Source organism: Indioceanicola profundi, assembly GCF_003568845.1.
Taxonomy (GTDB): domain Bacteria; phylum Pseudomonadota; class Alphaproteobacteria; order Azospirillales; family Azospirillaceae; genus Indioceanicola; species Indioceanicola profundi.
In genome coordinates this window covers 378303-404743 of record NZ_CP030128.1, presented here as the reverse complement: position 1 = coordinate 404743, position 26441 = coordinate 378303, and the positions used below count along the sequence as shown (strand labels likewise).

20 protein-coding genes and 2 pseudogenes are annotated in these 26441 nt (G+C 64.2%); 14 read left to right on the top strand and 8 right to left on the bottom strand.

Annotated features, from left to right (window positions below):
• Nucleotides 1-86: 86 nt before the first annotated feature.
• Complete coding sequence (locus tag DOL89_RS23075; RefSeq protein ID WP_162937837.1) at nucleotides 87-494, top strand: DUF4118 domain-containing protein; 408 nt, start codon at nucleotides 87-89, stop codon at nucleotides 492-494.
• Nucleotides 495-1009: 515 nt separating this feature from the next.
• On the opposite strand, the pseudogene DOL89_RS23065 reads toward DOL89_RS23075, so the two are convergent.
• Nucleotides 1010-1465, bottom strand: a pseudogene (locus DOL89_RS23065) (IS6 family transposase); the annotation flags it as partial.
• 241 nt (nucleotides 1466-1706) lie between these two features.
• On the opposite strand from DOL89_RS23065, the gene DOL89_RS23060 reads away from it, so the two are divergent.
• From DOL89_RS23060 to DOL89_RS23045, 5 genes are all read left to right on the top strand, one after another.
• A complete protein-coding gene (locus DOL89_RS23060) occupies nucleotides 1707-4625 on the top strand; it encodes an ATP-binding protein (RefSeq protein ID WP_119681697.1) in 2919 nt (972 codons plus the stop codon).
• A gap of 127 nt (nucleotides 4626-4752) precedes the next feature.
• Nucleotides 4753-5220 (top strand): (2Fe-2S)-binding protein, encoded by a 468-nt coding sequence (locus tag DOL89_RS23055; RefSeq protein ID WP_119681772.1) that lies wholly within the window; start codon nucleotides 4753-4755, stop codon nucleotides 5218-5220.
• Between the two features lies 1 nt (nucleotide 5221).
• A complete protein-coding gene (locus tag DOL89_RS23050; RefSeq protein WP_318658554.1) occupies nucleotides 5222-7069 on the top strand; it encodes a xanthine dehydrogenase family protein molybdopterin-binding subunit in 1848 nt (615 codons plus the stop codon).
• Nucleotides 7027-7377, top strand: a complete 351-nt coding sequence (locus DOL89_RS25985; RefSeq protein ID WP_318658553.1) for a molybdopterin cofactor-binding domain-containing protein — start codon at nucleotides 7027-7029, stop codon at nucleotides 7375-7377. Before DOL89_RS23050 ends, DOL89_RS25985 begins: the two co-directional genes overlap by 43 nt.
• Before the next feature lie 2 nt (nucleotides 7378-7379).
• The gene (locus DOL89_RS23045) at nucleotides 7380-8036 is read left to right on the top strand and encodes an Isoquinoline 1-oxidoreductase subunit (RefSeq protein ID WP_119681696.1); all 657 of its coding nucleotides are present in this window, start codon (nucleotides 7380-7382) and stop codon (nucleotides 8034-8036) included.
• A 58-nt stretch (nucleotides 8037-8094) separates the two neighbouring features.
• On the opposite strand, the gene DOL89_RS23040 is transcribed toward DOL89_RS23045, so the two are convergent.
• Nucleotides 8095-8721, bottom strand: a complete 627-nt coding sequence (locus DOL89_RS23040; protein ID WP_119681695.1) for an FMN-dependent NADH-azoreductase — start codon at nucleotides 8719-8721, stop codon at nucleotides 8095-8097.
• 107 nt (nucleotides 8722-8828) lie between these two features.
• Between DOL89_RS23040 and DOL89_RS23035 the strand changes: the two genes are divergently transcribed.
• The 6 genes and pseudogenes from DOL89_RS23035 to DOL89_RS26165 all read left to right on the top strand — a co-directional run.
• A complete protein-coding gene (locus tag DOL89_RS23035) occupies nucleotides 8829-9746 on the top strand; it encodes a LysR family transcriptional regulator (RefSeq protein WP_119681694.1) in 918 nt (305 codons plus the stop codon).
• A 352-nt stretch (nucleotides 9747-10098) separates the two neighbouring features.
• The gene (locus DOL89_RS23030) at nucleotides 10099-10572 is read left to right on the top strand and encodes a carboxymuconolactone decarboxylase family protein (protein WP_119681693.1); all 474 of its coding nucleotides are present in this window, start codon (nucleotides 10099-10101) and stop codon (nucleotides 10570-10572) included.
• Nucleotides 10562-11419 carry a sigma-70 family RNA polymerase sigma factor gene (locus DOL89_RS23025; RefSeq protein WP_119681692.1) on the top strand — a complete coding sequence of 286 codons (858 nt, stop codon included), beginning with the start codon at nucleotides 10562-10564 and terminating at the stop codon, nucleotides 11417-11419. Before DOL89_RS23030 ends, DOL89_RS23025 begins: the two co-directional genes overlap by 11 nt.
• 204 nt (nucleotides 11420-11623) lie before the next feature.
• A complete protein-coding gene (locus tag DOL89_RS23020; RefSeq protein WP_119681691.1) occupies nucleotides 11624-12634 on the top strand; it encodes an IS110 family RNA-guided transposase in 1011 nt (336 codons plus the stop codon).
• Between the two features lie 258 nt (nucleotides 12635-12892).
• Nucleotides 12893-13507 carry an FMN-dependent NADH-azoreductase gene (locus tag DOL89_RS23015; protein WP_225890068.1) on the top strand — a complete coding sequence of 205 codons (615 nt, stop codon included), beginning with the start codon at nucleotides 12893-12895 and terminating at the stop codon, nucleotides 13505-13507.
• Nucleotides 13483-13806 (top strand): annotated as a pseudogene (locus DOL89_RS26165) (IS6 family transposase); the annotation flags it as partial. The gene DOL89_RS23015 and the pseudogene DOL89_RS26165, both read left to right, overlap by 25 nt.
• A gap of 119 nt (nucleotides 13807-13925) precedes the next feature.
• Here the strand turns inward: DOL89_RS26165 and DOL89_RS23010 are convergent.
• From DOL89_RS23010 to DOL89_RS22990, 5 genes are all read right to left on the bottom strand, one after another.
• On the bottom strand, nucleotides 13926-15362 hold the full coding sequence (locus tag DOL89_RS23010) for a sensor histidine kinase (protein WP_162937836.1): 1437 nt from the start codon (nucleotides 15360-15362) through the stop codon (nucleotides 13926-13928).
• A 552-nt stretch (nucleotides 15363-15914) separates the two neighbouring features.
• Nucleotides 15915-18440, bottom strand: a complete 2526-nt coding sequence (locus DOL89_RS23005; RefSeq protein ID WP_119681688.1) for a cation:proton antiporter — start codon at nucleotides 18438-18440, stop codon at nucleotides 15915-15917.
• 99 nt (nucleotides 18441-18539) lie between these two features.
• Nucleotides 18540-18845: a hypothetical protein gene (locus DOL89_RS23000; protein WP_119681687.1), complete on the bottom strand. Its 306-nt coding sequence runs from the start codon at nucleotides 18843-18845 to the stop codon at nucleotides 18540-18542.
• Between the two features lie 305 nt (nucleotides 18846-19150).
• Complete coding sequence (locus DOL89_RS22995) at nucleotides 19151-19744, bottom strand: response regulator transcription factor (RefSeq protein ID WP_119681686.1); 594 nt, start codon at nucleotides 19742-19744, stop codon at nucleotides 19151-19153.
• Nucleotides 19744-21306 carry a sensor histidine kinase gene (locus DOL89_RS22990; RefSeq protein ID WP_119681685.1) on the bottom strand — a complete coding sequence of 521 codons (1563 nt, stop codon included), beginning with the start codon at nucleotides 21304-21306 and terminating at the stop codon, nucleotides 19744-19746. The genes DOL89_RS22995 and DOL89_RS22990 overlap by 1 nt, the downstream gene beginning before the upstream one ends.
• Before the next feature lie 152 nt (nucleotides 21307-21458).
• On the opposite strand from DOL89_RS22990, the gene DOL89_RS22985 reads away from it, so the two are divergent.
• Both DOL89_RS22985 and DOL89_RS22980 read left to right on the top strand, forming a co-directional pair.
• A complete protein-coding gene (locus DOL89_RS22985; RefSeq protein WP_119681684.1) occupies nucleotides 21459-21857 on the top strand; it encodes a hypothetical protein in 399 nt (132 codons plus the stop codon).
• Nucleotides 21858-22269: 412 nt separating this feature from the next.
• Complete coding sequence (locus DOL89_RS22980; protein WP_119681683.1) at nucleotides 22270-25773, top strand: hybrid sensor histidine kinase/response regulator; 3504 nt, start codon at nucleotides 22270-22272, stop codon at nucleotides 25771-25773.
• 12 nt (nucleotides 25774-25785) lie between these two features.
• Here the strand turns inward: DOL89_RS22980 and DOL89_RS22975 are convergent, their stop codons facing one another.
• Nucleotides 25786-26436, bottom strand: coding sequence for a response regulator transcription factor (locus DOL89_RS22975; RefSeq protein ID WP_119681771.1), 651 nt, complete (start codon nucleotides 26434-26436; stop codon nucleotides 25786-25788).
• Between the last annotated feature and the right edge of the window lie 5 nt (nucleotides 26437-26441).

Here is a 26441-nt window from a genome sequence, read left to right as displayed (position 1 = left end):
TGACACCGTGGTCGATTGGCCGAGTGTCCAGGAACCGGCAAATCCTGTTCAGCTGGTGAGGTTTGGTGGACGGGAGGATCGCCATCATGCCGAAACCCATGACCTTCTCCAGCCTTGTTCCGGCTCTGCTCGTTCTGTTTCGGGCCCGGATGTCCTATCGGCTTTCAATCTGTTTAGAGTCGACCGAAGCAGAGGATGGGATGATGGGTATAAGGGGGCGGTACGGTCTTGCAGTGGGGCTTGCGCTTACCAGCGCGGTCCTGAGGTTCGCGTTAGACCCATTCTTTGCTGAGCGCTCGCCCTTCCTCTTCTTCCTACCTGCGGTGCTTGGAGCCGCATTGTGGCTTGGCAGTGAACCGGCGCTGATGGCCACAGTCACGGGCCTGCTGGCGAGCCTTCTACTGTTTATAGCGACGTGGCTGCACTTCGTCTCCACCGATCCAACAGCCGCAACTACCCCGTGCTCGACATATCGGGGCCGCCGACCCCTGTGATCCTGCCCCTGTCACCCCGGCCCGGTGAGTTGGATAACGTGATCGCCGCCGGATTTCCCGGACTGCTCCTGGCAAACGACCTGAGCTTCACCGCTCTGGTCGGCGGCGACATGAGCGCGATGCCGAACCTAGCCCTTTCGCAGGGAACCATTATGGCGCGGCAGAATGCCGGGCGGGGGGTGTTACCCTTGCACATACCGCAACCATCTCCGGAGGGAACAGTGGAGGGCCGCTGGCGGATGCTTGTGGTCGGGTAGTGGGTGTAAACACCTTCATCAATGTTTCTGTTGACCAAGCATCCAGTGCTGGTTCCGCCCTCTCGGCGGAGGATCTCTTAGCTTTCCTGGAAGAGGTGAAAATTCCCTTTGCCCAGACCAGGACGTCTTGTTCTGCGCCATGATTTCTTCCAATTTCGGGATTCCAGCTGTGCATTTCCACCTGGACCTTATGAAGCCCTGGAAGTGCCCTGCGCATTTGTTCAGCGCAAAAACAGCCAGGACGTTTTGGCCTCCGCCGGGCCTGATTGTCCGCTTTGCCGCGCCATAACTGCCGGGTTTGTCGGTCACCATGACGCGCGGCGCCCAGCCCTGCCTCGTCAGCAACCTGCGCAGCACCCGCTTGGCGGCCGCATTCCGGCGGCTCTGGACCAGGATGTCCAGAACTTGCCCACGCGCTGGTCGGCCGCCCGCCAGAGCCAGTGCTTCCGCCCGGCGACGGTGATCACGACCTCGTCCAAATGCCACTTGTCCCCGGGCCGCGGCAGTCGGCGCCGATTTGACTATCGACGCCCTGGCCGAGCTTCACGCCCCACTGCCGCACCGTCCCATGGCTGACCTCAACGCCACAGGCCGCCAGCATCTCCTCCACCATCCGCAGGCCGAGGGGACGCGGAAATACAGCCAGACGGCATGGCTGATGATGGCAGGTGGAAAATGGAAGCCGGCATAGAAAGGCGATGTCGTGCTTGTCATGCTGGCGCTATACCGTAGGCCAACAGCCCCGTCGATTGGACGGTGCCACCCAAACACAGGCACGGCACCAATATCCATCGCAGGTCCGACGTTGAATAAGACGAGGTGATCAGTGCTTCGCAGGAACTGGACCGATTCAGACAGATTAGCTAGCATCACATGCTTTGCTTAGGATCCCTCCTGCGGAATTGAGCCGACCTCCATCATCGTCCCACTGCAATCCCCAGGATGGGAGCAGAAAATGAATGGAGTTGATGCAGAAAGGCGGCAGATCAGATTGCCTGCCAATCGCGTGGATGATGACGATACGCATCCGGCTGTCGCTCTCTCGCAGATCCTGCCGTTGCCCAAACATAATGCCGAGATCGTTTTCGGCCCGTTTCGACTCTTTCCCGAAGCGCGCATGCTGTTTCATGGAGAGACGGCCGTTCGCATCGGCAGCCGTGCGCTTGAAATCCTCATCGCGCTCGCACGACAGCCGGGGACCACGGTTGCAAGCGATGAATTGCTCGCTGCGATCTGGCCGGGCATCCACGTCGAAAGCAACACGCTGCGGGTCCACATCGCGGCGCTTCGCAAGGTGCTCGGCGCGCAGGATCCCGGTCACGACTACATCGCCAATGTCACAGGGCGTGGATATGCACTCATCCCGCCGCCCGTCGCGACAAGAGGTCCCGCCTTCAGTGAGGGCAGAGCCGCCGGGCGCAAGCCGCTTTTGCTCAACCCGCCCCGGCTGATCGGCCGGAACGCGCTGCTTGCACAGATCCGTCGCCAACTGCGCCGCCAGCGGCTGGTCACGCTGGTGGGGCCCGGGGGGGGTGGGAAAAGCGCGCTCGCCATGCAGATAGCAGCCAGAACTGTCCGCGATGGAGGCGATGTCGAGTTCATTGACTTTTCGCCGCTGAACGGGGGCGACCTCCTGACGACCCATATCGCTAGCCATCTCGGGCTCGCCGGGAACAGCCTCGACGCGACGGCGACGATCCTGCGGTACGTCGCAGACAGGCGCATGCTGCTGGTCCTGGATACTTGCGAGCATGTCATCGCCGCGGCAGCCCGCTTCGCCAATGCGGTTCTGGCGGCTGCCCCGGACGTCCGCATTCTCGCGACAAGCCGGGAGGCGCTGCGGGTCGCCGACGAACATGTCCGCCCCGTGCATGGATTGACGGTACCGACGATCGGCGAGATCACCTTGCGCGAAGTTCTCGCCAGCCCAGCGGGGCAACTGCTCGGCAGGCGGGCAGAGGCGGCATCGGCGGACGTCCGGTTCGGGGAAGACGATGCGCCTGCGATCGCCGAGATCTGCCGAACTCTGGATGGGCTGCCGCTTGCAATCGAGTTTGCGGCGGCTCTGGTGCCCCACTTCGGCGCGAAGGGACTGGCGCGAGGGTTGGCGGACCGCTTCGCGCTGCTGAAGAACGGGTACCGTACCGCGCTGTTACGCCACCAGACCCTACGGGCGACCGTCGATTGGAGCTACAGGCTCCTGACCGATCACGAACGGGTTGTTTTCCGCCGCTTCGGGGTTTTCAGTTCCGCCGTTCCATGGGATAGCGCAGTGGACTTGCTGCCGTTGCGGGACCTGGATTCCGGGGTCGTCAGCGAGGCCCTGCGGGCATTGGCGGCGAAATCGCTGATCGAGATCATGCCCTCCGGCGACGGAATCCGCTGTCGCATGCTGGACACCACGCGCGAGTTCGCCCGCGCGGAACTCGAGACCTGCGGTGAATTGGACGTCATGGCACGGCACCATGCCGAATACTGGGCGGCATGGCTCGAAACGTGGGCGCCCGATGCTGCGGAACGCGCGGGGCGTTGGCAGGATTGCGAGGCTGTTCTGGCGAATGTCCGATCGGCTTTGAACTGGTGCTGGTCCGACAACGCCCGCCACGCCCTGGGCATCCGTCTCAGCCTGGCCGCAGTGCCGCTGTGGGCCAACCTCTCCCTCATCGGCGAGACGATCGAGAATGTTGAACGCGCCCTTGACGCTTCGGACGTGTCGGACCAGCACGCCACCTTGCGCCTTTACGCCGCCTTGGGCGGCGCCCTGATGAACATCTATGGCGGTGGCGAGCGGGTGACCCAGGTTTGGACCCGGGTGCTTCATCTGGCGGAGCAGAGGGATGTCGGAGCCCGCCTGCAAGCGCTCTGGGGGCTGTGGGTCGGACACCGCAATGATGGCGATGTCCGCAACGCACTAGAGATCGCCGAAATCTATGCCCGGCTTGCTGGCGATGCCGACGATTCCCGGTTCATCGCGCTCGGGGACCGTATGCGCGGGGTATCCTATTTCTTCGTCGGGCGGTTCGCCGAGGCGCGCGCCTGCATCGAACGGACGCTTGCAGGCACTCCGCCCGCCAAGCGCAGGGCCCAGATCGCCGCATTCCAGTTCGATCAGGCAATCGCCGCGCGCTGCTTTCAGGCGCAGATCGCATGGATGCAGGGGTATCCGGACCTGGCGATGACGGTTGCCGCGAAGAACGTGGAGGACGCCGTTGCCTGCGACCACGCTGGATCGCTCAGCTACGCCTTGTCGGAAGGCGCCTGCCCCGTCGCGCTGCACAATGGCGATTTCGACAGCCTGGAGCGGTTTGTCGCACTCCTGCTGACGCGAACCAGGGGCCCGGGGCTGGAAATATGGCACACGCTGGGGCGCTGCTTCGAAAGCCTTCTCCTCCTCCGCCTTGGCAACAAGGCAATCGGCCTGCAACAGCTGGAGGACGTGCTCTGCGAGCTCCGGGCCAATCGGCATGGCCCCATCTACACGCTTGCCCTGGGCGAGTTCGCACTGGCGCTGGCCGATGCCGGGCGCGCGCCTGAAGCCGAATCGGTCATGAGGGCGGCCTTCACCCGCCTCGAGCGGAACGGAGAGCTTTGGTGCTCTCCCGAACTGAAGCGTATCAAGGCGGAACTTGCCGTCCGTAGCGGCGGGACCGAGAAAGCCTTGCACTGGTTTGCGCAGTCCCTGCGGGAAAGTCGAGAGCAAGGGGCGGTCGCCTGGGAGCTTCGGGCCGCGACGGGTCTCGCCAGACTCCACCTGGACAAGGGCTGCGATCAACGTGCTGCCGACGCGCTGGCCGCGGTGCTGGCGCGCTACTCGGAGGGAACAGGGACGAAGGACGTCCTGGCCGCGCGGGCTGTTCTCGATGCGCTGCGATAGGCGATCAGACGTCGCCCCTCCTCACACCACTTCACACATCTTAAGTCGCTGGCGGCAAACGCGGATGGAAGGATTCGTCCCGCGGCAGAATGGTCTGCCGCCGTGCTGAACGGAGCGGCAGATGTCCATGCCCTATTCGCTCGACATCAACGGCGAGACCCATTCTGTGGAGGTGGATGCAGACATTCCACTTCTCTGGGTGCTGCGCGACATCATCGGGTTGACTGGAACCAAGTTCGGCTGCGGCATCGCCATGTGCGGCGCCTGCACCGTGCACCTCGACGGGATGGCTGCCCGTTCCTGCGTCACGACGGTGGCCGATGCCGCCGACCACGCCATCACAACCATTGAAGCCGTTGGCAAGACGCCGGAAGGCGCGCGCATCCAGGAAGCCTGGTTGAAGGCGGAGGTGGTGCAGTGCGGCTATTGCCAGTCCGGCCAGATCATGTCCGCGGCGGCCCTGATCACCCTGAACCCGTCACCGACGGACGCTGACATCGATGCCGTGATGGCCGGAAACATCTGCCGCTGCGGCACGTATCCGCGCATCCGCACAGCCATCAAACAGGCAGCGGCCACCGGGGAGGGCCGGTGATATGGGCACGCTCTCCAATGCCGTTTCCGGCCGTCTCTCCCGGCGGGCCTTCCTGATTTCGGCGACGTTCGCCGGCGGGAGTCTGATGATCGGGCCGCGGTTCATCGCGAGCGCGGAAGCGGCCGACAGCTTCATACCCAACGCCTTCATCCAAATTCCCGAGACGGGAAAGGTCGCGTTGATCATCCCCTCGGCTGAGATGGGCCAAGGCGTCTACATGGGGCTGGCCACGCTGATCGCCGAGGAACTGGAACTGACGCTGGATCAAGTCCAGCCCCTCCCCGCCCCGGCCGATCCATCGCGGTATGCGCACCCGCTGCTGGGGGACCAGGTGACCGGCGGGTCCGTTACCATCCGCGGCTTCTGGGAACCGATGCGTCAGGCAGGGGCCGCCGCGCGCATGATGCTCATCGCCGCCGCCGCGCAGGACTGGGACGTTGCCGCCGCGTCCTGCCGCGCAGAGAAGGGGCTTGTGCGGCATGCGGCAAGCGGGCGCCGTGCGACTTACGGGGAATTGGCCGCAATCGCGGCCAAACAGCCGGTTCCGGATCGCGTCGAATTGAAGCCTGCCAGTGAGTTCAGGCTGATCGGCAAGACGCTGCCACGCATCGACAGTCCCGAGAAGGTGACTGGCACGGCTAGATTCGGCCTGGATGCCCGCCCGCCGGGGTTGAAGTTCGCGGCCATCGCTGTCAGCCCCGCCTTCGGGGGAACGCTCCGCTCCGTGGACGACAGCGCGGCCATGCGGGTCAAGGGCGTACGGCAGGTTGTCCGCCTGAGCGACGCGGTCGCCGTCGTGGCGGATCACACGGGCGCGGCCCGCAAGGGTCTCGCCGCCCTGCACATTGCCTGGGACCCGGGCGCCAATGGCGGCCTGACAACGGCCGAGCTCGAGCGCCGTGCCGAGGCAGCCATGGCCGACGACGGCTTGGTCGCCCATGAGCATGGGGACGTCGCCGGGGCGGAGACCGCCCATGAGGCCGGGATCGAGGCCGTGTACCGCCTGCCCATTCTGGCCCATACGGCCATGGAACCGATGAACTGCACCGTCCATGTGCGCGCGGACGGCTGCGACATCTGGGTGGGTACGCAGGTCGCTGGCCGGGCCCGGCAAGCCGCCGCGGAGGTCATCGGTCTGCCGACGGAGAAGGTGGTGGTCCATAACCATCTGCTAGGCGGCGGGTTTGGCCGTCGGCTCGATCACGATGGCGTGATCATGGCTACCCGCGTGGCGCAGAAGGTCGAGGGGCCGGTCCAGGTCGTCTGGAGCCGAGAGGAGGATATCCGCCACGACAGCTATCGGTATCTCAATCTCAGCCGAATTGCCATCAGGCTGGGGCCGGACGGAATGCCCGTCTCCTGGCGGCATCGCGTGGTCGGTCCGGCCGTGATGGCCCGGTTCCTCCCGATCCTCTTCAAGGACGGCATCGACCTGGACATCACGGGCGGGGCTGAAGGCCCATATGACATTCCCAACAAGCGCGTCGAATATGTCCGTCATGAGGGCCCCGACGGAATGCTGACCGGCAATTGGCGCGGCGTCGGTCCCACTCGCAATGCGCCGGCGGTCGAGGGGGGATCGACGAGGCGGCGCACTTGGCCGGACGCGACCCGGTGGAGTATCGCCGACAACTCCTGGGCAAGAATGCCCGGCTGCGCGCGGTGCTGGATCTGGCCGCGGACCGGGCAGGCTGGACGGCTCCCCTGGGGCCGGACCGCGGCCGCGGCGTCGCCGTACTGTCGGATTTCGGCAGCGTTGCCGCGATGGTGGCGCAGGTGCATGCGACACAGGATGGTGTGCTGCAGGTGGAGCGCATTGTCTGCGCTGTGGATTGCGGGCAGGCCGTAAACCCAGACATCGTCCGGCAGCAGGTGGAGAGCGGCATCGTTTACGGGCTGAGTGCCGCGCTCTATGGGAAACTCAGCATCGAGAACGGCGCTATCGTCGAGGGGAATTTCGACGACAGTCCGGTGCTGCGCATCAACGAATGCCCACAGATCGACATCATCGTCGTGCCGAGCACGGAAGCGCCGGGCGGCGTCGGTGAACTGAGTACGCCGGGCGTTGCCCCCGCGCTCTTGAATGCGATTTTCGCAGCGACGGGCAAGCGGCTGCGAACGCTGCCGATCGACATCTCGCAGTTCGGGAGGGCCTGACGATGCCGCTTCCATATCGAAGAGCCTTGCAGGTCGGGCTCGTCCTCGCCGCCACCGCGGTTGCAACCGAAGGCGTCACCCGTTCCGGCATCAGTAAATTGCCTCACGCCGCCAATGTTGAACGGTCATTGTTGGCCGTCGGCGCGTTCAGCTCCATTGCCGATGTCAATGAACGCTCGCGGGCCCTATTCAAGGAGGCGGCGAAGGTCATCACCGACCCGCGCTGCATGAATTGCCACCCGTCCAGCCGTCAGCCCACCCAGGGTGACGACATGCGCCCGCACATCCCCTTCATGCAGGCAGGTCTATCCGGCATCGGCGTGGATGGAATGACGTGCAACACCTGCCACCGGGCCGAGAACACCGTCATTCTCGGCAGCCGCATCGGCTCCGTTCCTGGCAACAGCCATTGGATGCTCGCGCCCGCAAGCATGGGATGGCAGGACCGGTCGCTGGGGGATATTTGCAGGCAGATCAAAGATCCCGTAAGGAACGGGGGTCGCTCTCTGGCGCAGATCCGCACGCATATGGCGGAGGATCATCTCGTCGGTTGGGCTTGGCACCCCGGGGCAGGTCGGCGCCCCGCGCCGGGCACGCAGGCCGAGTTCGCCGACCTCATCTCCGCCTGGATCGAGACCGGCGCAGCCTGTCCGGAATGAGCAAGGGCCGGCGGCGGATGACCAGGGTCCGACCGCCGGCCCTTGCCACACGGCGAAATCAGGCCGCCTCTGGCCGCAGATGCGGGATCACGTCGGCGATCCTGGCCGTGGCGCCTTCGATCGCCTGGCTGCGGGCATCGGGCCCGAAGCCGATCTTCTCGGCGCGGACGAAGGTGACGTCGGTGACGCCCATGAAGCCGAAAAGCTGGCGCAGGTAGGGCTCCTGGAAATCCAGGGCCTGCGCGGGACCTTCGCTGTAATGGCCGCCGCGCGCCTCGACCACGAGGGCCCGTTTGCCTTGCAGCAGGCCCTTTGGGCCGCTTTCCGAATAGCTGAAGGTCTGTCCCGCCCGCAGGACGTGATCGAACCAGGCCCGCAGGGCGGTCGAGATGCCAAAATTGTACATGGGCGCGCCAACCAGAATGATGTTGGCCGCCTTGAGTTCCGCAATGAGCTGGTCGGAAAGCGCACGCGTGAGGCGTTCCTCCTCCGTCACGGGTTCCCCACGCACGCCCGCGATGCTGGATGTTGTCAGATGCGGGATCGGATACAGCCCGAAATCATGGTGCAAGACGCGGCTCTCCTTGTCTGCGGTGCGCAACCTGTCCAGAGCGTCACGCACCAGCAGCTTGCTGACGGACGAATCGCCGCCTGTTGAGCTTTCAAGGACAAGGATGGTGGTCATTTCGATCCTCACGATTTAGCCGGGTTCTGACCGGGAAGTTGTCGTTGCGAGGACCGCGACGGTAGTGGCATTAACGGGCAAAGCCTGTTGCAGGATCGGCAACGCCAATGTTTGATCTGGATGATCTGCGCGCCTTCACGGAGGTTGTCGAGGCCGGAGGGTTGACCCGTGCCAGTCAGCGCCTGGGCATGTCCAAGTCGCTGCTGAGCCGTCGCGTCGCTCGACTGGAATCGCAACTCGGCGCCCAACTCCTAGCGCGGACCACCCGGGGCATGTCGGTCACCGAAGCCGGGGCGAGCTTCAAGCTTCATGCCGACCGGATTGTTGCGGAGATGCAGGCTGCCATCGACGCCGTGAGCGCCGATGGCGAGGCGTGCGGCCTTCTGCGCATCGCGGCGCCTCTCACCTTTGGTCTGCTGCACCTGGCGCCGATCCTGGCGGAGTTGGCGGTCCGGCATCCCCGCCTGGAGATCCGGACCTCCTACAGCGACCGCTACGTCGACATCGTCGGCGAGGGGTATGACGTCGCAATCCGGCTTGGCAATCTGCCGGACTCCTCCCTGGTCGCACGCCGGATCGCGCCCGTGCATGGCGTATTTGTGGCGAGCCCGGCCTATCTGGCGCGGTCGCCGGCGCTGCGCGTTCCAGCCGACCTGGACGAGCACGAAGCCGTGCGGCAGGGCGACGAGATTTGGCGGATTTTGGACAATGGCCGTGAGGTGAGCATCCGGCCGCAGGGACGGTTCATTGCCGACAACGGCCAAGCAGTCCTTGCGGCCGTCATCGCCGGTTTGGGTGTTGGCCGCCTGCCAGCCTTCCTGGCGGGGCCCGCCATCACGAGAGGCGACGTCGCGCAGGTGCTGTCCGACTTCCCAATTCCCGAGGCTGGCATCTATCTGCTGCGCCCGCCGCCCAGCACGTACCTGCCGAACAAGATCAAGGTGCTTGCAGACCTCCTGATTGAGCGGTTTGGAGGAGATCGGAATTGGGAGGGCTGCCCGCGTATGGCGCGGGTACCAGTGTGACAGGGGCTGTTTTGGTATGTCCGGCGCTGCTTGGATCGCCTGGATCCTCGGCCGGTTCGGCGGCTGGGGTGACAAGGTGATGCGAGCGGCAAGAGCCCGTGCAAGGGCCGGCGGTTCACGGCGGGCGTGATCCTGTGAGCGGTACGCTGATACCTGCAATCCCCGATCAGCGCTGGCGCTTCGCCTCCCGCAGCGCTTTCAAATTTGAAGCAGACCTGTTGCAGCGTTCCGCCCAGGGAGAGGGCCGTGCTTTGAAGCTGCCCAAAAGGTGTAAAGTGAAAATAATCTGCGGCGTGTCACATCGGGCAGCGCCATGTCGTCATGCTGGTGTCAGACCAAACAGGAGATTATCATGGCACCCCGCATGACCGACCATTTCAAACGCGCCGGAGCCGGATTCAAGCCGCTCTTTGCTCTTGAAGCCGCAATCAAGGCCGGCCCGCTCGAGCCGCCGCTGGTGCATCTGGTGAAGCTGCGTGCCTCGCAACTGAATGCATGCGCCTTCTGTATCCAGATGCACGTGGCGGAAGCGCTGAAAGATGGTGAGACGCCCCTGCGCCTGCACATGCTGCCCGCCTGGCGTGAAAGCCCGCTCTATTCTGATCGGGAGCGTGCCGCGCTCGCCTGGACCGAAGCTCTGACGCTGGTCGCTGATACCGGTGCGCCGGACGAGGACTGGGCACGTCTGGAAGCTGTTTTCACGCCTGACGAGCGAGCATGGCTATCGCTGGCGATCGGCGCCATCAATCTCTGGAACCGCGTCCAGGTCGGGTTCCGCGCCACGCATGCCATGGATCTCCCCGGAGCACAGGCTCATGCGGCCTGATCCCGTCGCCATCTTCGAGGCGCAGCGGTCCCGGCTGCTGCGTCTCGCCTACCGTATGCTGGGTTCACACAGCGAAGCTGAAGACATGGTGCAAGAGGCGTGGCTGCGCTGGCATCAAGCCGATTTCAACAGTATCGCCGAACCTGCAGCCTGGCTGACCCGTACGGTGTCGCGGCTCGGCCTTGATCAGATGAAATCTGCCCGGTCGCGTCGGGAGACCTATCCGGGCACGTGGCTGCCCGAGCCGCTCGTCGAACCGGACGATGACGCGCTACGTCCGGACAACCTGACTTTGTCGCTGATGATGGCGCTGGAGCGCCTGTCGCCGCTCGAACGTGCGGCGTTCCTCCTGCATGACGTCTTCGGCCAACCCTTGGAGGAAGTCGCGGTCACCATCAACAGAAGTAACGCCGCTACCCGCCAGCTGGCCAGCCGGGCGCGGGCGCACGTCCAGATCGATCGGCCGCGCTATCCGGTGCCGCGGGACGTGGGCGAGGAGCTGACCCGTGCATTTTTCGAAGCTTGCCGGTCCGGCGATGCGGCCAGGCTTGGCGCCATGCTGGCGGAAGGCGCAACGCTCCATTCGGACGGCGGCGGCAAGGTCCTGTCCTATCCAAATGTGATCGAGGGGCTCGAAAACCTGGTCCGGCTGTTCACTGGCCTCTCGCGCAAGTTCGGACCGCAGATGGAGTTTCTGGGGGCCACTATGATCGATGGTCTTCCGGGCTTTATCAGCCGCATCGACGGCAACCTGCAGACAACGGCGCTGGAGGTCGAAGGTGGCCGCATCACAGCACTCTACATCACCCGGAATCCGGACAAGCTGACAGGCGTCCTGATGCGCTGAGCATTGTTCTCGACCCAGCCGGCCAGCGAGCCGGCATTTTGAGCACAGCCTGCCCTACATGCCGTGGCCGCACGGCCACCATGACCCGACGGTTTCTCCTAAGTGGAGCCCCACATGAAATCTGATGGGGTGGATGGCCCCCTCCCACCGGTGCTGTGGCAGGATGGTTGCCATCGGACCCCAGCAGGACAGGAGTGCGCCAAGATGCAGATCACGACGGTCGGCCTCGATCTGGCCAAGCATGTCTTCCAGCTTCATGCCGTGAATGCCGCCGGCAGCGTCGTCGAGCGGCGTAGTCTGCGCCGCGGGCAGGTCCTGGCCTATTTTGCAAAGCTCTCTCCCTGCCTGGTCGGCATGGAAGCTTGCGCGACTGCGCATTATTGGGCACGGGAGTTGCGCAAGCTCGGCCATGAGGTCTGGCTGATGCCAGCCCAATATGTGAAGGCCTATGTTCGGCGCGGGAAGACCGATGCTGCGGATGCAGCTGCCATTTGCGAGGCGGTGAGCCGCCCAAGCATGCGGTTCGTCTCGGTCAAATCGGAGGATCAGCAGGCGGTGATAACCATGCACCGGGCCCGTGACCTCCTGGTCCGGCAACGCACACAGCTGGTCAATGCCGCGCGCGGGCATCTGGCCGAGTTCGGCTTGGTCCAATCCAGAGGCCTTGCGAACATCCCAGCCCTGCTGGACAGCATGCGCCAGGACCCGGCCATTCCGGCCCTGGCCCGTGAGGTCGTTGAACTGCTCGCGGCACAGCTGGATGCGGTGGAGAAGCGCATCGCGGACCTCGAAGCAAAGATCAAGGCTTGGCATCAGGCGAGTCCGACAAGCCGGCGGCTGGCAACCATCCCCGGTATCGGTCCGCTGGTCGCCAGCGCCATTGCGGCCGCCATTGCCGATCCCATGTTCTTCCGGAACGGCCGGGAGTTCTCGGCCTGGCTGGGGCTCGTGCCGCGGCAGAAATCAACCGGCGGCAAGCAGCGCCTGGGACGGATCAGCCGGCAGGGTGATCAGTACATCAGACGCTTGCTGATCATCGGAGCGCAGACCGTGCTGCTGCGGTCCAGGATGATGCGGTCCAACCCATGGATCCAGGGCATGCTGGCACGCTGCCCGCGCCTGAAAGTCGCCGTGGCCCTGGCGAACAAAACAGCCCGCATTGCCTGGGCGGTGATGGCGAAGGCGGAGCCCTACAGGGGAGCGGCTATGGCATAAGCAGAGCCGTCCACCGAAGGAACGCTTGCTGGGGAGAGGTGATGGGATGGTCGGCGGCGTGCCGACGGGTTGGGAGAACCTGGAGAAGAGATGGGCCTTGAACCCGAGTATCTGATGAGGACCCGACCTGCGGACACCCATAGGGGCCAGCGGCCATGTGCGCCGCGTGAAAGGCCGGACACATGACTGCAAGCAACCTGCCCGCCAAACCTCAACTTTTCCCTTGCGAGCCGGGGGCCATCCACACATGCTCTTCTGGTGAATGCAAGCCCGATGGGCAAGCACGCGCGCGGCTATCAGCTTGCAATGCAGGCCGTTGACAATCTGCGGCGGTCCCATTCCGATTACGCTTTGACCGAACGCGACCTGGCTGCGGGCTGCTTTGGCTGGATATCCGCAGACTGTGCAACCGCCATCATTCAGCGGCTCGACAGGTCTGTGCCTGAATTCCAGGCTTCCGAAGCTCTGATCCGCGAACTCGAAGACACAGATGCGCTGATCATTACGACGCCGATGCACAACTACACGGTGCCTGCCGCGCTCAAGCTCTGGGTCGACCTCGTCCTGCGACATGGGCGCAGTTTTGCTGCGAAGGACGGGCAGAAGGTCGGGCTTCTTGCAGACCGACCAACCCTGGTCATCGTGGCCTCCGGCGGCTATATCCGCGGCGGGAAGGCAAAACAGCCGGATCACCTGACGGGCTATCTCACCGATGTGCTCGCCACCCTCGGGATTCACGACATCCGTTTCGTGTATTTTGAAGCTCTGGCTCAGCCTGATCGTGCCGCACGCGCCATGATCGAAGGCCATAGCGCGATCATCTCTGACGAGCGCTTTAGCAGGCCGTCAAGCAGCCAGCGCGCAAGCTCCTGAAGCGGCAGGGCTGGGCGTGACGGGCCATGTTCACGGACAAGCAGGCCAGTTGTGCGGCGGCAAAGCGGACGATCATGCCCGAGACTGAGCATCGGTAGCACAAAGGGCTGAACAGGGCCGGGACCAGCCACCCGCCGACCCGACGATGTGAGCGGATGATGAAGCGCTTCACGCCGCCGGGCCATGCCCAACGGTACCTCGCCATCCACGACCAGGTTGCCAACCTTTTCCGCCGCCCGGCCAACCTCTTCAATGCCGATGATCGCCGAGACAGGGCTCAGGCCTTCCAGACCTGGAATGCTTCAGGCCGCCTGAACCGGACATGGCCGCCCCATGATTGGGCCAAGGTTCAAGAGCTTGACGGCGCGTTACCGCAGGTCATCCAGCCCGTCGAGTTGATGGCGCCCCGGTTTTTTCCTTATCCATGGGCCGAGGTTACATCGCTGCGCTCCACCGGGAAGATGATCTCAAAGCAGGCTCCCTGCCCCGATGATCTGTTTCCGGCCTTGAAAAGGCCCTCGAGTTGAGCCGCCAGGGCCTGCAGCAGGGTCATGCCCAGGCCGGGCCGTCCAGCCGCGCCAATGCCGGCCTCGAGCCCCTTTCCTTCGTCCTCAACCCGCAAGCTGATCAGATCATGCGCTGGTAAGCAGTGCAGGCCGACATGAACCGGCCCGCGCGCCCGGCCCGCATAGGCATACTTCAAGGCGTTCGTCACCATCTCGTTGGCGGCCAGACCGAGCGGTACCAGCCGGTCCGGCCCGAGGGTGATAGGATCGCAGGAGAAGCGGATATCCACATCGCCGCCGGAATAGGCCAGATCGGCACAAAGATCCCGGAGATAAGCGCCGGCATCTGCCGTTTCCAAGCTGTCGGTCCGATAAAGCCGCTCATGCGCCATGGACACGGCGTCAATCCGCCCGGCTGCTTCAGCCACGGCCTGACGGGCCCTGGGATCCATGGTGTGGGCCAGGGTTATGCTCATCATGCTGGAGACGATCTGCAGCGAATTCTTGACCCGGTGGTTCACCTCCCGCAGCAGGGCCGCTTTTGCCTCCGCAGCCGCGCGCAACTCGGTCTCCAGGCGTTTGCGTCTTGTAATGTTGCGCAGTGACACGGCCACACCATTCCCAACCGGCACGGCCGAGATCGCCATCCAGCCGTCAAAGGCACCATGCTCGACCCGGAGTTCGTCTTCGTACGGCCGCCCCGTTTCCATGACCTGAGCGAACTGTTCGATCAGCATCGCCCAATCCGGAAACCGCACCAGCAACCTGGAAGCTTCCGCCTCGGCCGGATCCAGGCCGAGCAACCGGCCGGCGGCCGGGTTGATGTAGTCCAGCACGAAATCCCCGATGCGTCCCTCCTCCGCCCGAAGTGCGTGCAAGAGGCCGAGGCCTTCGACCGAGGCGTCGCGAGCAGACCGGAAGCGCTGCTCCGCCTGCTCGGCCGCAGCCCGCGCCATCTCCAGTTCAGTCACGTCCAGAACGGCGCCTTCCAGGATCACGGGCTGCCCATCCGGGCTGCGCGTTACCCAGCCACGGTCGAGCACATGGCGCACGCCGCCGTCCGGCTGCAGAATGCGATAGCTGCAGGAATAATGCCCGCCGGCTGCGATCTGCTGATCGACACAGCGCTGGAAATGCGCACGGTCATCAGGATGGATTAGGGCAAGAATGTCGGCGAAGCAGAGCTGGCGACCCACAAAGGCGCCAAAGCCGGGGATGATATCCGGCGCGCCGAAATGCTCAATGCGGTCGGCCGCGATCTCGTACCGGAACAAATAAGCACGGGCGGCCTCGAGGATCAGCGGCAGGCTGCGCGCCCAGGAACCTGCTTGATCCAAATTTCGAAGCAATGGCGCAGGACCTGAAGGCGTCTCGCCTGCGCAACCGGAGCTGGGCTCGTCCGATGATCTCGATTCCGGCATTCTTGGATGTCCAGCATTCATAGCAGAACCTGCATGCCATTATATGCCAGCGTCCAGAGGCACTCCACCACAAGATAAGGTAAATGGGCCTTCTGCGCGCCCTTGTTGCGATGCACCAATAGACTGAGGTGGGTCTCAACTGGAAAACTGGTCCGCGGCAGGCGCGACCATCCAAGCTCCGCCTGTTCAGCAGCCCTGAGCGACGTCGGCGGTCGCCCTTGCCGCCGGGATGCTTCTGCCAATGGCATGGGGCGGTCCAGCAGAAGCCCCTGCCCCACCGCCTGGGCCCGCAGGTTCTGCACCGAGGAGATCGCCCACGGATGCTCGCCTGTTCTGTAGCATCACGGCCCCCGGCACCATTCTCATGGTGCAATTCGGGCCGGACAGCAGCTTCCTGGTCGGCCTTGCAGCCGCAGGCGTTGCCATACCCCTGGCCGTCTCTGTTCCAATCGTCGAGGAATTGATCAGCTGCCTTTGGCCTTATCCCGTCACCTCCGCCAGCGGAGCGCCTTCTTGCTCCGTCCCGGCCTGGTTCATGAGGCGCCGCTGTTCCGCAACCTGCTTGACCCGCAGCGACAGGTCTGCGTTGCTCTTCAGCAGGGTGCGGAACTCCTCGGCGCCAAGCTCGAGCAGATGGCAGTAGGATAGAGCCGTGACGTCGGCCATGCGCCGCCTGCGGCCAAGCAAGCCCATTTCCCCGAAGAAGTCTCCACGGCCCAGCAGTACTTTGCCGGTGCCGGTTGAGATTTCCACCGCACCCGAGGCGATGAAGTACATGCCCGCCGCCCGCTCTCCGCGGGTGATCAGCCGTTCGCCGGGCCTGGCAAATCGCGGCATCAGCAGGGCCGCCACCTCCGCCAGCTGGGCCTCGGAAAGGGGAGCGAAAAGTGGGAACTGCTCCACCAGCGTGCGGCGGTCCAGACGGATGTCGAGGCGGGGCCGCTCGGCTGTCGCGGCCGCTTCGGCAGCCAGATCGTTGCGCAGATTATGATAGAGCTCCGGCCCGATCAGCCCGTCTTGCAGCAGGGCCGCGTATTCCGCCTCCTCCAGCCGGAGCGCATACTGGCGCAGAAACCGCCGCTGCAGCGCCAGGGCATAATGCGGATATTGCAGCTGCAAGGCCTCAAGGCCCTTGCTGGTTGCATCAATCCGCTGCTCCAGAATGTCCCCGAGGATGCCCGTGAGACGCCCGCCCAGCACGGGGCCGAGCTTGTCGGTGGAAAAGCGCCGGAGATCCTCCAGCACGATTCGGCTGACCAGCAGGGTTTCAAAGCGGTCGGCCAGCCGGTTCGCCAGCATGCGCTCAATGCGCAGATGGCGATGAAGGCTGGCCGCCACTGTAAAGGAGCGATCAAAGCCCAGCCAGCGGCGAGCCTCCTTGTTATAGGCGGTGCGCCCGCCACGACGGGCCGCCTCAACGATCCGGTCACTCTGCTGGATCATGGCTTCCAGCACATGGGCTGAAGCCGTTTTTCGATGGAAGTGTTCGAGCAGAACGTCCCGCTCGCGGTCCGCCAGCGCCACCAGCCCAATATTCAGCCGGTCACGGTCGGCAATCGCCTCCTCGTCGACCCCGTCCCCTGCCGCCGCAATGCGGTCAGCATAGGGGTGGAGAATATCCTCGGCTACCGAGTTGGGCAGGTGATAGGCTTCGGCCTCGCGCTGCACCGCGTCTCGGACGGAAACCAGCGAGATCGCAACCACCCGGCGGCGCAGGGCCAGATCCAGCGGGCTGAGGCGGTCCAGCCCGAGCAATCGGATCACCGGGCGCAGCGTGGTTCCGTTCACCAGCAGGGTGAATAGAACATAGCCCGTGGCCAGGATGGCGATGAAGCGCTGCACCTCCGGAGCCATGGCGCGGTTCTCGGTGACGGCAAGCGCCAGGGCCAGCGTAACGGCACCGCGCAGCCCACCCCAGAGGATCACCAGCTTATATGGCGTCGACACGGCCTGGGCCAGTTTGAGGCCGCTCAACACCGGCAGCAGCAGAAAGAGCACGAGGGCCCGTGCCACGAGGCTGGAAACGACGACGATGCCAACCAGGCCGACCTCGTCCCACCCCACCCCGGTCAACAGCCGGGGCACCAGGATGGCGGCCAGGATAAAGACCAGCGAGCTCGCCCAGAAGGCTAGCTGCTCCCAGACCTCCTGCAGATAGCGCCAATGCTCCGGCGAGACGCGGGACCGTCCCATGACCCCGAGCACCAGCCCCGCCGTAACACAGGCCACGACGCCGGATACGCCGAGATAGCGTTCACAGACGACGAACGCCACATAGGGTAGCGCCAGGGTGAGCGTGACTTCCGCCGTACGGATATCCCGCACCACGGGCAACAGAGCCGCCACCAGCCGGGCGGCTACCAGCCCCACCAGCAGGCCGCCGCCGAACGACCGGGCAAAACCCGCCAGGGTGGCGCCGACATCCGGCTCCTGGGCCGCGGTCACATAGCTCAGGAGCACGGTGAAGATGGCGATCGCGGTGGCGTCGTTGAGCAGGCTTTCGCCTTCCACCAGCCGCGTCAGCCGGGCCGGCGCCCCGAGATCCCGGAAGATGGCCACCACCGCTGCGGGATCGGTGGTGGCGATGATGGCTCCCAGCATGAGGCAGATCGCCAATGGAACCGTGGCGAAGGGCTCCAGCGCAAAGCCTACGACCGCTGTCGTAACCACCACCGCGACCACCGCCAGCAGGAGGATGGGGGCGGCATCCTCCGCCATCCGCCGCACGTCCAAGGTCAGCGAGGCCTGGAAGATCAGGACGGGCAGGAAAATGAAGAGGAACGCCTGCGAGGTGACCGGGAACTCCAGGATGAGTTCAGCCGGAACGTTGAAGGCATCCGTCAACGAGGTGTTCAGCAGAAATGCCGAGCCGAACCCGATCAGCACGCCCACTACGGCCAGGAGCACCGTGTAGGAAAGCTGTAGCCGTTGTGCCAGCGGCTGTACCAGGCTGGTCACGCCAAGCAGGAAGGCGATGCTGATCAGGACGGAAGGCAGGTCGGTCATGAAAGGTCCGGTGCTGATGAAACGTCAGAATGGCGCCCAGTGCCGCGCCCGGCACAATTTCTGACACGCGATATAAAACCTGAAAGAACGCCGTTCCGCTCACTCCAAAAGTGGTGCTCGCGGCGGCTCTCCAAAGGCCAGGATCATCAGGCTGGCGATCTGGACAGCACCGACATGCCAGCCCGCTCCCTCGAGCACCCAACCGAACCCGCCGAAATGCCGGAGCAGTCCACCGGTGCGGGCCAGAAGAAGCATCACGTTCAGCGAGGCCAGGTTGATCCAGAGATTCATCTGTTGGCTGTCGCTGATCAGCATATAAAGCACCCCACCCCAAACCAGAGCCACCCAGAGGAAGCGACCAGCCGCCCGATGTTGAATGATGTGTCGCGGGAAATTTCGGTTCATCTATTCGTTCCTGCTCCCATCATGTGGCCTCGCCCGCAGTCGTCGCTCTTCCAAATCAGCCAGTCCGCCGCAGGTCGGATGTTCAGACGAGAAGAAGAAGCACGATCCCGAAGCCAAGGGCCCAGAGCAGCAAGACACCAATCAGGCTTCCGAAGAAAGCCGCCATGGTTCGGGTGTAGCGTCCCAAAAACCGCACCGCTCGCCTCCCATATTCAGCCATTACAGTACACAGACCGCCACTCGGCTGTACCTGTTCTTTGCGCAATCTATTGGCCTGGTTGGATCGCCACATGATTTTTGTATGGTCATGGTCGGATCAGCCCAGCACGCGCTGCGAGGAGGGCGGCCTGAATACGGGAACCGACGCCCAGCTTTCGCATGGCGTTCTCCACGTGAAAGTTCACAGTGCGCTCGGTAACATTCATGAGGATTGCGGCGTCCGCAGATGATTTCCCCCGTGCCGCCCAGGTGAGCGCCTCCGCCTCACGACCCGTCAATTGCACATCGAGGCGCCGTATCCTGGCAGGTCCACGCGAGAGGCGAGCACGCACGATCTCAACCAGCAGGTCGAAGTCGATCGGCTTGGTCACAAAATCGTCCGCACCGAGCCGGCGTCCGTGGAGTTCCGTATCCCGGTCGGCAAAGGCCGTCAGGAAGATGAAGGGAATGCTGTCCAGCTGCGGATAGCCTGATCCCAAATCCTCCAGCAGATCAAAGCCGGAGCGGATCGGCATGGAAATGTCGCAGATGACAAGGTCTGGCTGGAAATCCAGCATGGCTTGCAGGCCGGCTGCGCCATCACCTGCCGTTTTCACGGTGAACCCGGCCTCCGACAATTCCTCGACGATCAGCTCACGCGTTTCCGGATCGTCCTCTATCACCAGCAAGGTATCTATCATTACGCTGCCTTCGCCTTGATTGGTGCAGGACGGGACAGCGGCAGGCGCACAGTGAATTCAGCGCCCCCACCCGGCCGGTTCCGGGCCGTGACCGTTCCGCCATGCAGGTCGACGAGGAGCCGGACAATGTGAAGCCCAACCCCGGTCCCTGGAACCGCCCCTGCATTGCTGGCGCGGAAATAGCGCTCGAACAGCCGCTCCAGATCCGCCTCCGGCAAGCCTATTCCCTTGTCGGCTACGCGGACCAGTGCCCAGCCCGGCTCGCTGGAGCCGACCACCGACACCGTGGTGTCGTCCGGCGAAAATTTCAGCGCATTATCAAGCAGGTTGTCGAATACCTGTCGCAGGAGTGCTGCATCTGCCTCAATCAGGGGTGGCAGATCGGAAAAGCTGCTTTCAACGCGCCGGGCTTCGGCACTGGACTGCGCCGAAATGGCGTCACTGAGCAGGTCGACCAAGCAACACTCCTCCGGCTCGAATGGAATTTGGCCTTCCGGCGTGCGAGCCATCCGGAAGAAGGCATCCATGACGCGCGTCAGCCGGGCCACCGCGCGACGGATCTTGCCGATCCGCTCTGCGAGTTCTTCAGGCGTCAGCACGTCGCGCCGCTTGAGGATGCGGTGCGCCTGGCCGTCGATCACAGTTAACGGGGTCCGGAACTCATGCGACGCCATCGCGACGAAGTTCCGCTGGACCGCGACGATCTCGCGCTCACGAGTCAGCGCATTTTCCAGCACGGAGGCCTGCGTGGCGAGCTGCTTGCGGCTCTTCTCCAGCTCCACGGCATTCTGCCTGAACACCTCGACCGAGCGAGCCATACTGCCGATCTCATCACCGCGCTGCAGGTAGGGCGGCTGAATGGACGTATCCTCACTGGCGAGCGCCCGCATGACGCCGGTAAGGCGAACGATGGGGTGCACAAAGCTGCGTGCGAACAAGGCGCGTGCAAGGACAACCAGAGCAGCCTGCACCAGCAGGGCGACCACGATGAGCGTCAGGCCCTTCTTATAGGCTCGCTCTGACTGCCGAGCGGCATCGATGCCGCCAGCGACATTATAATCGGTCAGTACGGCAAGCTGCTCACTGGCTGCTGTGTAAGCTGGGGCACTGCCCTCCTGGTACATCATGGAGGCGCTGACAGGGTTGGCGCGCGATACAGCGAGCACCTCGTTCAGAGCCGAAAGGTAGGATTGCCAACTGTCCAGGAACGCCTGGTAAAGCCTGGCTTCCTCCCGGCTGCGGGGCAGCTGCTCGTAAGTGGCCTGTGCCGTCCTCACGTCTGCAAGCGCCATGTTCAAGCCTTGCTTCGCCGCATCGGCCTCCTGGTCGGACAGCGCAAGGATGTGCGCGCCTTCCAGCTCCCGCACCAGGGAGATACGCTTGTTCAGGTCTCCTAGAATCTTGGTGCTCGGCAGCCAGTTCTCCTGGAGGCCACGTGCTCCCGCGTTCACGGCGCCGAGTTGGAGCACGGCAACGGCACCGAGGACCACCGTCACAAGGAAGAAGAACCCGAAGGCGATGACCATCTTGCTGGATAGTGGCAAGGACGACAGGGACCGCATCGTCTCCGCTCATGCAAAGGGCCTGGGCCATGGCAGCCAAAGTGCCCACGCCAGCAGCCTGCTGCAACCTGTCAAGCTTCACAGGTTGATCTCATCTCCTGACAACCCTCATCCTGACATCAACCCGCTGGTTGCGGGCGCTGGAGAGGCAGATGTCGGCGGATGCAGATGCTGCGCAATTGCGGCAGATACTGGAGCAGGTGGAGCAGTGCACCCGGTATTTGGTCGGGCTGGGCAGCATGTCGGCAGCCACGCTCGGCGTCACGGCGCTGCTCCTGTCCCGAACATCACTTTATGCCGGTGTCGCCATTCTGGCCCTGCTGATCCTTACAGCGGCTGCTGCAGGGGCCAGCCACCTTGCCGCTGAGCGGCGGCGCTGGAGGGCCGAGGTGCAGCGGCTGCGGCGCGCCATTCTTGCGGCCGGGTATCAGGTCCGCGTGCTGGGTACGGAGGTGCATATCCGCTCCGCAACATCGGGATGGCGGATCGTTCCAAACGGCCGAATACCGTCCGTGCTCAAGGTCGAGGATGCAGCTCGTCGCTCTGGATAGCAACCCTGCAACGAAAGAACATCGACATCGAGCCCCGCGGACACAGCCTGGAGGCATAGAAAGGCGGGCTGAAGCAGGAGAACCTTGCACGGCTGCATCCCGGTGTTGCCTGCCTTTCGGCAGGTGATCATGCCTGCGCGAAACAGGTGCTTGGAGCCGTGGACGGGGCGGACGGCACGGCGGACTTGGCCCGGCTCTGGTTGTTGATGCAGCCGTCCCAGATAAAGCCCGAGGCTGATTGAAGGAACAAACCGCCGCTGATCACGAGCCACTGCGTCCAACGGGCCGGATGCCCGGCTGGTCGGCGGCGATGGTCCGGTCTGCTGTCCGGTGATCAGCAGAATGGAAGCATTGGCCCTCCACCGGCTGAATGGCCATAGTGCGGAGTATATCAGCCTTGGCAGGTGCGCCAATGGACAGCAGGCTCGTTCTCGCGGTGTCTCTGGGTTACGTGGCGGCCTTGTTCGCCATCGCGTGGCGAGGCGACAGCGCTGGCCCCGTTCGTGCCCTCAAGGACCAGCGTCAACCCCTGCTTTATGCGCTTAGCCTTGCCGTTTACTGCACATCCTGGACCTTTTACGGTGCGGTCGGCCGGGCGGCCACAGCCGGATTCGACTTCCTATCCATCTATGCAGGACCCATTCTGGTGCTGATGCTGGGCTGGCCAGTCCTGGCAAAAATGGTTCGGGTGGCCAAGGCGGAGAATGTGGTTTCCATCTCCGACTTCATCTCCGCCCGCTATGGCAAGAGCCGAGGGCTTGCCGCGCTGGTTACCGGGTTGGCCGTGATTGGCGTGCTGCCCTATTTTGCCCTGCAGATCAAGGCAATCACCATCAGCCTGGAGGCGCTGACCGGCGGCGCCCTGACGCCAGGCGATCCGGAACGGCCGGGCTACACCACCTTAACCGTTACAGCGGCCATGGCCGCTTTCGCCATCCTGTTCGGTGTGCGGAATATCCATGCCAACGAGCATCACCGCGGCCTAATGCAGGCGATCGCCACAGAGTCTCTGGTGAAGCTTGGGGCCGCCCTGCTGGTGGGCGGGGGCATTGCAATATTTCTATCTAACGGACCAGGGCGGCTGGCTGATGCAGTCGCAGCCGATCCTGCGCTCCGCGAACTGCTGCGCCCGGACCTTGATGCCGGATGGTGGGCAATGACGCTGCTGGCCGGGCTCGCCATCATCTGCCTACCGCGCCAGTTCCATGTCATGGTGGTGGAGAATACGCATGTGGCCGATATCCGCACGGCATCCTGGCTGTTCCCCGTCTATCTTCTTGGCATCAACCTTTTTGTCCTGCCGGTAGCGCTGACGGGGCTGCTCCTGTTTCCAGACGGATCTGTCAGCGCCGACACCTTCCTGGTCACCATACCCATGCAGCAGGGCTGGCCCTGGCTGGCCCTGGCCGCTTTTATCGGCGGCCTTTCGGCGGCGACCAGCATGATCATCGTCGGCGCGGTTGCGCTCAGCACCATGGTCAGCAACGACTTGGTCGTGCCGTTGCTGATGTATTGGAAGCCGGCCCTGACCCGCTGGCAGTCCAACCCGAAACGCCTGCTTCTGGTCGTGCGCCAACTGGCCGTGGTGGCGCTCCTGGGTCTGGCTTATCTCTGTTATCTAATGATCGGAACGGTGTTTCCCCTGGCCACCATTGGCATGGTCAGCTTCGCGGCGGTGGCCCAGTTCGGCCCGGCCCTGCTGGTTGGGCTGTTCAACCGGCGGGTCACCCGGGCCGGCGCCTTCGCCGGTATCTGCAGCGGTTTTATGGCCTGGACCTGGACTGTGATGCTGCCCAGCTTCGCGGCGGCCGGTCTCATCCCGCCGGATGCATTGGACGGCAAGCTGTTCGGCCTGAGCTGGACGGGCCCCGCTGATCTGGGGGGCCTCCATGATCTGGACACGCTTGCCCGCGGCGCCCTTGTAAGTCTTGGCCTCAATGCGGCTCTGCTTGTCGCGGTTTCTGCGTTGACCCGCCAGTCGGAGTTGGAGCGGCTCCAGGCCCGCCGCTTCGTCAATATGCGGCACGACATGCATGACGGTCTCCGGTCCCAGCGAAGCGTTACCCTGGCTGACCTCTACGAGTTGGCCACCCGCTATGTCGGCCGGGCACGGGCGGAGGCAGTGTTCCGCGATCTTGCGGTCCTGCGCGGCAGCGGGGCGGACATCCTGGAAGGCGCCTTGCTGGTCCGTGTCAACGACGAGGCTGTTCGTGCCACCGAATGGCTGCTGGCTGGCGCCATCGGGTCGGCCTCGGCGCGGGTCGTGGTCGCCGGTTTGCTGACCGACCGGCGCCTGTCCAGGTCTGACGCACGCTCAATCATCGGCGACGCCTCCCGCGCCATCCTGGACCAGCACCTCCTGCTGCGCACCACGCTGGAGCATGTGGGAAAGGGCATCTGCGCCTGGGACCGGGATTTTCGAACGCTGATCTGGAACCGCCGCTTTCTGGAATTGCTGGACGTGCCGGATGGGCTGATGCAGGTCGGGATGCCGCTCTCCGAACTGGTGGCGTATCTTCGCAGTCGGGGCGAGTATGGCCGGAACGGCGAGATGGAAACCCTGCTGGCCCGCCGGTCCGACCCGCAGCGCCAAATCGGGTCCGACCTCTACCACCGGGTCCGTCCAGATGGCACGGTGCTGGAGATTTCGACCGACCCGCTGCCGGACGGCGGCTTCGTCGCTGTATATACCGACGTCACTGAACGGCACCGGGCGGCGGAGGCACTACGGGAGGCAAATGAAGGGCTGGAACGCCGCATCGCCGAGCGCACCCAGGCGTTGGCCGCCGCAAAAGCGGAGGCCGACCACGCCACGCAGGCGAAGACGCGCCTCCTGGCCGCCGTCAGCCATGACCTCCTGCAACCGCTGCATGCGGCCCGGCTTTTCATTTCCGCCGCCATGGAGCGGACACCCGACCCGCTGATTCCTCAAGCCGATGCGGCTCTGCGCTCCGTCGAGCAGTTGCTCGGCGACCTTCTGGACGTCACCAAGCTGAACACTGGCGTCATCAGACCCATGCCCACCAGCGTCTATATCGAGGATGTCCTTCGCCCCTTGGCGGAAGAGACAGCGGTAGTGGCCAGCCGCCAGGGGCTTGCCCTACGCCGGGTACCGTGCCGCTTGTGCGTGAGGACAGATCCCATGCTGCTGCGGCGCATCCTCCAGAATTTTCTGGCCAATGCCGTGCGTTATACGCAAGGGGGGAAAATCCTCCTCGGTTGTCGCCGTGCCGGCGATCATCTGCGGATCGAGGTCTGGGATACCGGCGCCGGCATTCCGGCCGACAAGCTTCAGGAAATTTTCCAGGAGTTCCGCCAGTTGGACGTGGCAGGTGGCCGTAAACAGGCCCCTGACCGAGGGCTAGGTCTCGGCCTTTCCATCGTCGAGCGGTTTGCAGCCCTTCTGGGCCACCGCGTCACCGTGCGCTCTGCCGTCGGGCGGGGAAGCTGCTTCGCCGTGGATGTGCCGCTGGCCGCCGCCGCGGCGCCAGCACGCCTTTCAGCCGGCGGCGCGCAACAGGCGGGTTTGGCAGGAACGCTTGTGCTGTGTGTCGAGAACGAGGCTGCCGTCGCGGCCGCTACCCGGGAATTGCTGAGCGGCTGGATGTGCGAGGTGGTCACGGCCGCCAATGCGGAGGAAGCGTTGGCGGCCCTGGGCGGACGCCGACCGGATGTGGTGCTGACCGACTTCCATCTGGATCAGGGCCGCTCCGGGCTGGAGGTGCTGGCCTGCATTCGGGCCACGTTCGGACAGGACGTGCCGGCGGCGGCCATCACCGCCGACCGTAGCCCCGCTGTTCGTGAGGCCGTGGCGGCCGCCGGCGGCCGCCTCGCCTACAAGCCGATCCGGCCGGGCGCCCTGCGGGCCCTTCTCGGTCATCTCGCTGCGGAGGGACGGCGCGGCAAAGCGGTCTGATCAGGACCAGCTCTAGGCCTGAGGCGTTTCATAGGCCAGGCTTAACTTCAACCGGCTGGCGATCAATGCGGCCTGGGTGCGGCTGTGTACGCCCAGGCGGCGTAGGATGATGGTAACGTGCGCCTTCACCGTTGTCTCCACGACGCCCATCTCATGGGCAATCTGCTTGTTCAGCTTGCCATTTGCGATGCCGGCCAGGACACGGAGCTGCTGCGGGGTCAGCCCGCTTACCCTTGCGGCCAAATCTGCCCCATCCTGCGAACAGGTAGGGTCCGCTATAGGGAACCAGATGGCCCCATCCAGGACCGCCTGCACTGCCTCTCCAATGCGGCCGATCGGGGCGGATTTCGGGACGAAGCCGGAAGCCCCATACTCCATGGTGCGCTGGATGGTGACCGGATCCTCTTGGGCGGAGACGACGATGGCGGGAATCGCGGGATGCTCGTTGCGCAGCAGGGTCAGGCCGATGAGCCCGTCCATCCCCGGCATGTGCAGGTCGAGCAGCATCACGTCGAATCCAGCCGATGTCGCTAAAGCGGATTCCACCTCTTCGAAGCTGGCGGCCTCCACTATCTCTCCATCAGCCAAGAACTGGATCACCGACTGGCGCAAGGCCCCGCGCATCAGTGGATGGTCGTCAGCAATCAGGATGCGGACAGGCATTCGGT

Bases quoted from the DNA above. Each gene is read 5' to 3' on its own strand.
- DOL89_RS22985 (WP_119681684.1), top strand. From the start codon at position 21,459: ATGTCGGCGGATGCAGATGCTGCGCAATTGCGGCAGATACTGGAGCAG.
- DOL89_RS23025 (WP_119681692.1), top strand. From the start codon at position 10,562: ATGCGGCCTGATCCCGTCGCCATCTTCGAGGCGCAGCGGTCCCGGCTG.
- DOL89_RS23050 (WP_318658554.1), top strand. From the start codon at position 5,222: ATGGGCACGCTCTCCAATGCCGTTTCCGGCCGTCTCTCCCGGCGGGCC.
- DOL89_RS23075 (WP_162937837.1), top strand. From the start codon at position 87: ATGCCGAAACCCATGACCTTCTCCAGCCTTGTTCCGGCTCTGCTCGTT.
- DOL89_RS22980 (WP_119681683.1), top strand. From the start codon at position 22,270: ATGGACAGCAGGCTCGTTCTCGCGGTGTCTCTGGGTTACGTGGCGGCC.
- DOL89_RS23000 (WP_119681687.1), bottom strand. From the start codon at position 18,845: ATGAACCGAAATTTCCCGCGACACATCATTCAACATCGGGCGGCTGGT.
- DOL89_RS22975 (WP_119681771.1), bottom strand. From the start codon at position 26,436: ATGCCTGTCCGCATCCTGATTGCTGACGACCATCCACTGATGCGCGGG.
- DOL89_RS23055 (WP_119681772.1), top strand. From the start codon at position 4,753: ATGCCCTATTCGCTCGACATCAACGGCGAGACCCATTCTGTGGAGGTG.
- DOL89_RS22995 (WP_119681686.1), bottom strand. From the start codon at position 19,744: ATGATAGATACCTTGCTGGTGATAGAGGACGATCCGGAAACGCGTGAG.
- DOL89_RS23060 (WP_119681697.1), top strand. From the start codon at position 1,707: ATGAATGGAGTTGATGCAGAAAGGCGGCAGATCAGATTGCCTGCCAAT.
- DOL89_RS23005 (WP_119681688.1), bottom strand. From the start codon at position 18,440: ATGACCGACCTGCCTTCCGTCCTGATCAGCATCGCCTTCCTGCTTGGC.
- DOL89_RS23030 (WP_119681693.1), top strand. From the start codon at position 10,099: ATGGCACCCCGCATGACCGACCATTTCAAACGCGCCGGAGCCGGATTC.
- DOL89_RS23040 (WP_119681695.1), bottom strand. From the start codon at position 8,721: ATGACCACCATCCTTGTCCTTGAAAGCTCAACAGGCGGCGATTCGTCC.
- DOL89_RS23045 (WP_119681696.1), top strand. From the start codon at position 7,380: ATGCCGCTTCCATATCGAAGAGCCTTGCAGGTCGGGCTCGTCCTCGCC.
- DOL89_RS22990 (WP_119681685.1), bottom strand. From the start codon at position 21,306: ATGCGGTCCCTGTCGTCCTTGCCACTATCCAGCAAGATGGTCATCGCC.
- DOL89_RS23035 (WP_119681694.1), top strand. From the start codon at position 8,829: ATGTTTGATCTGGATGATCTGCGCGCCTTCACGGAGGTTGTCGAGGCC.
- DOL89_RS23020 (WP_119681691.1), top strand. From the start codon at position 11,624: ATGCAGATCACGACGGTCGGCCTCGATCTGGCCAAGCATGTCTTCCAG.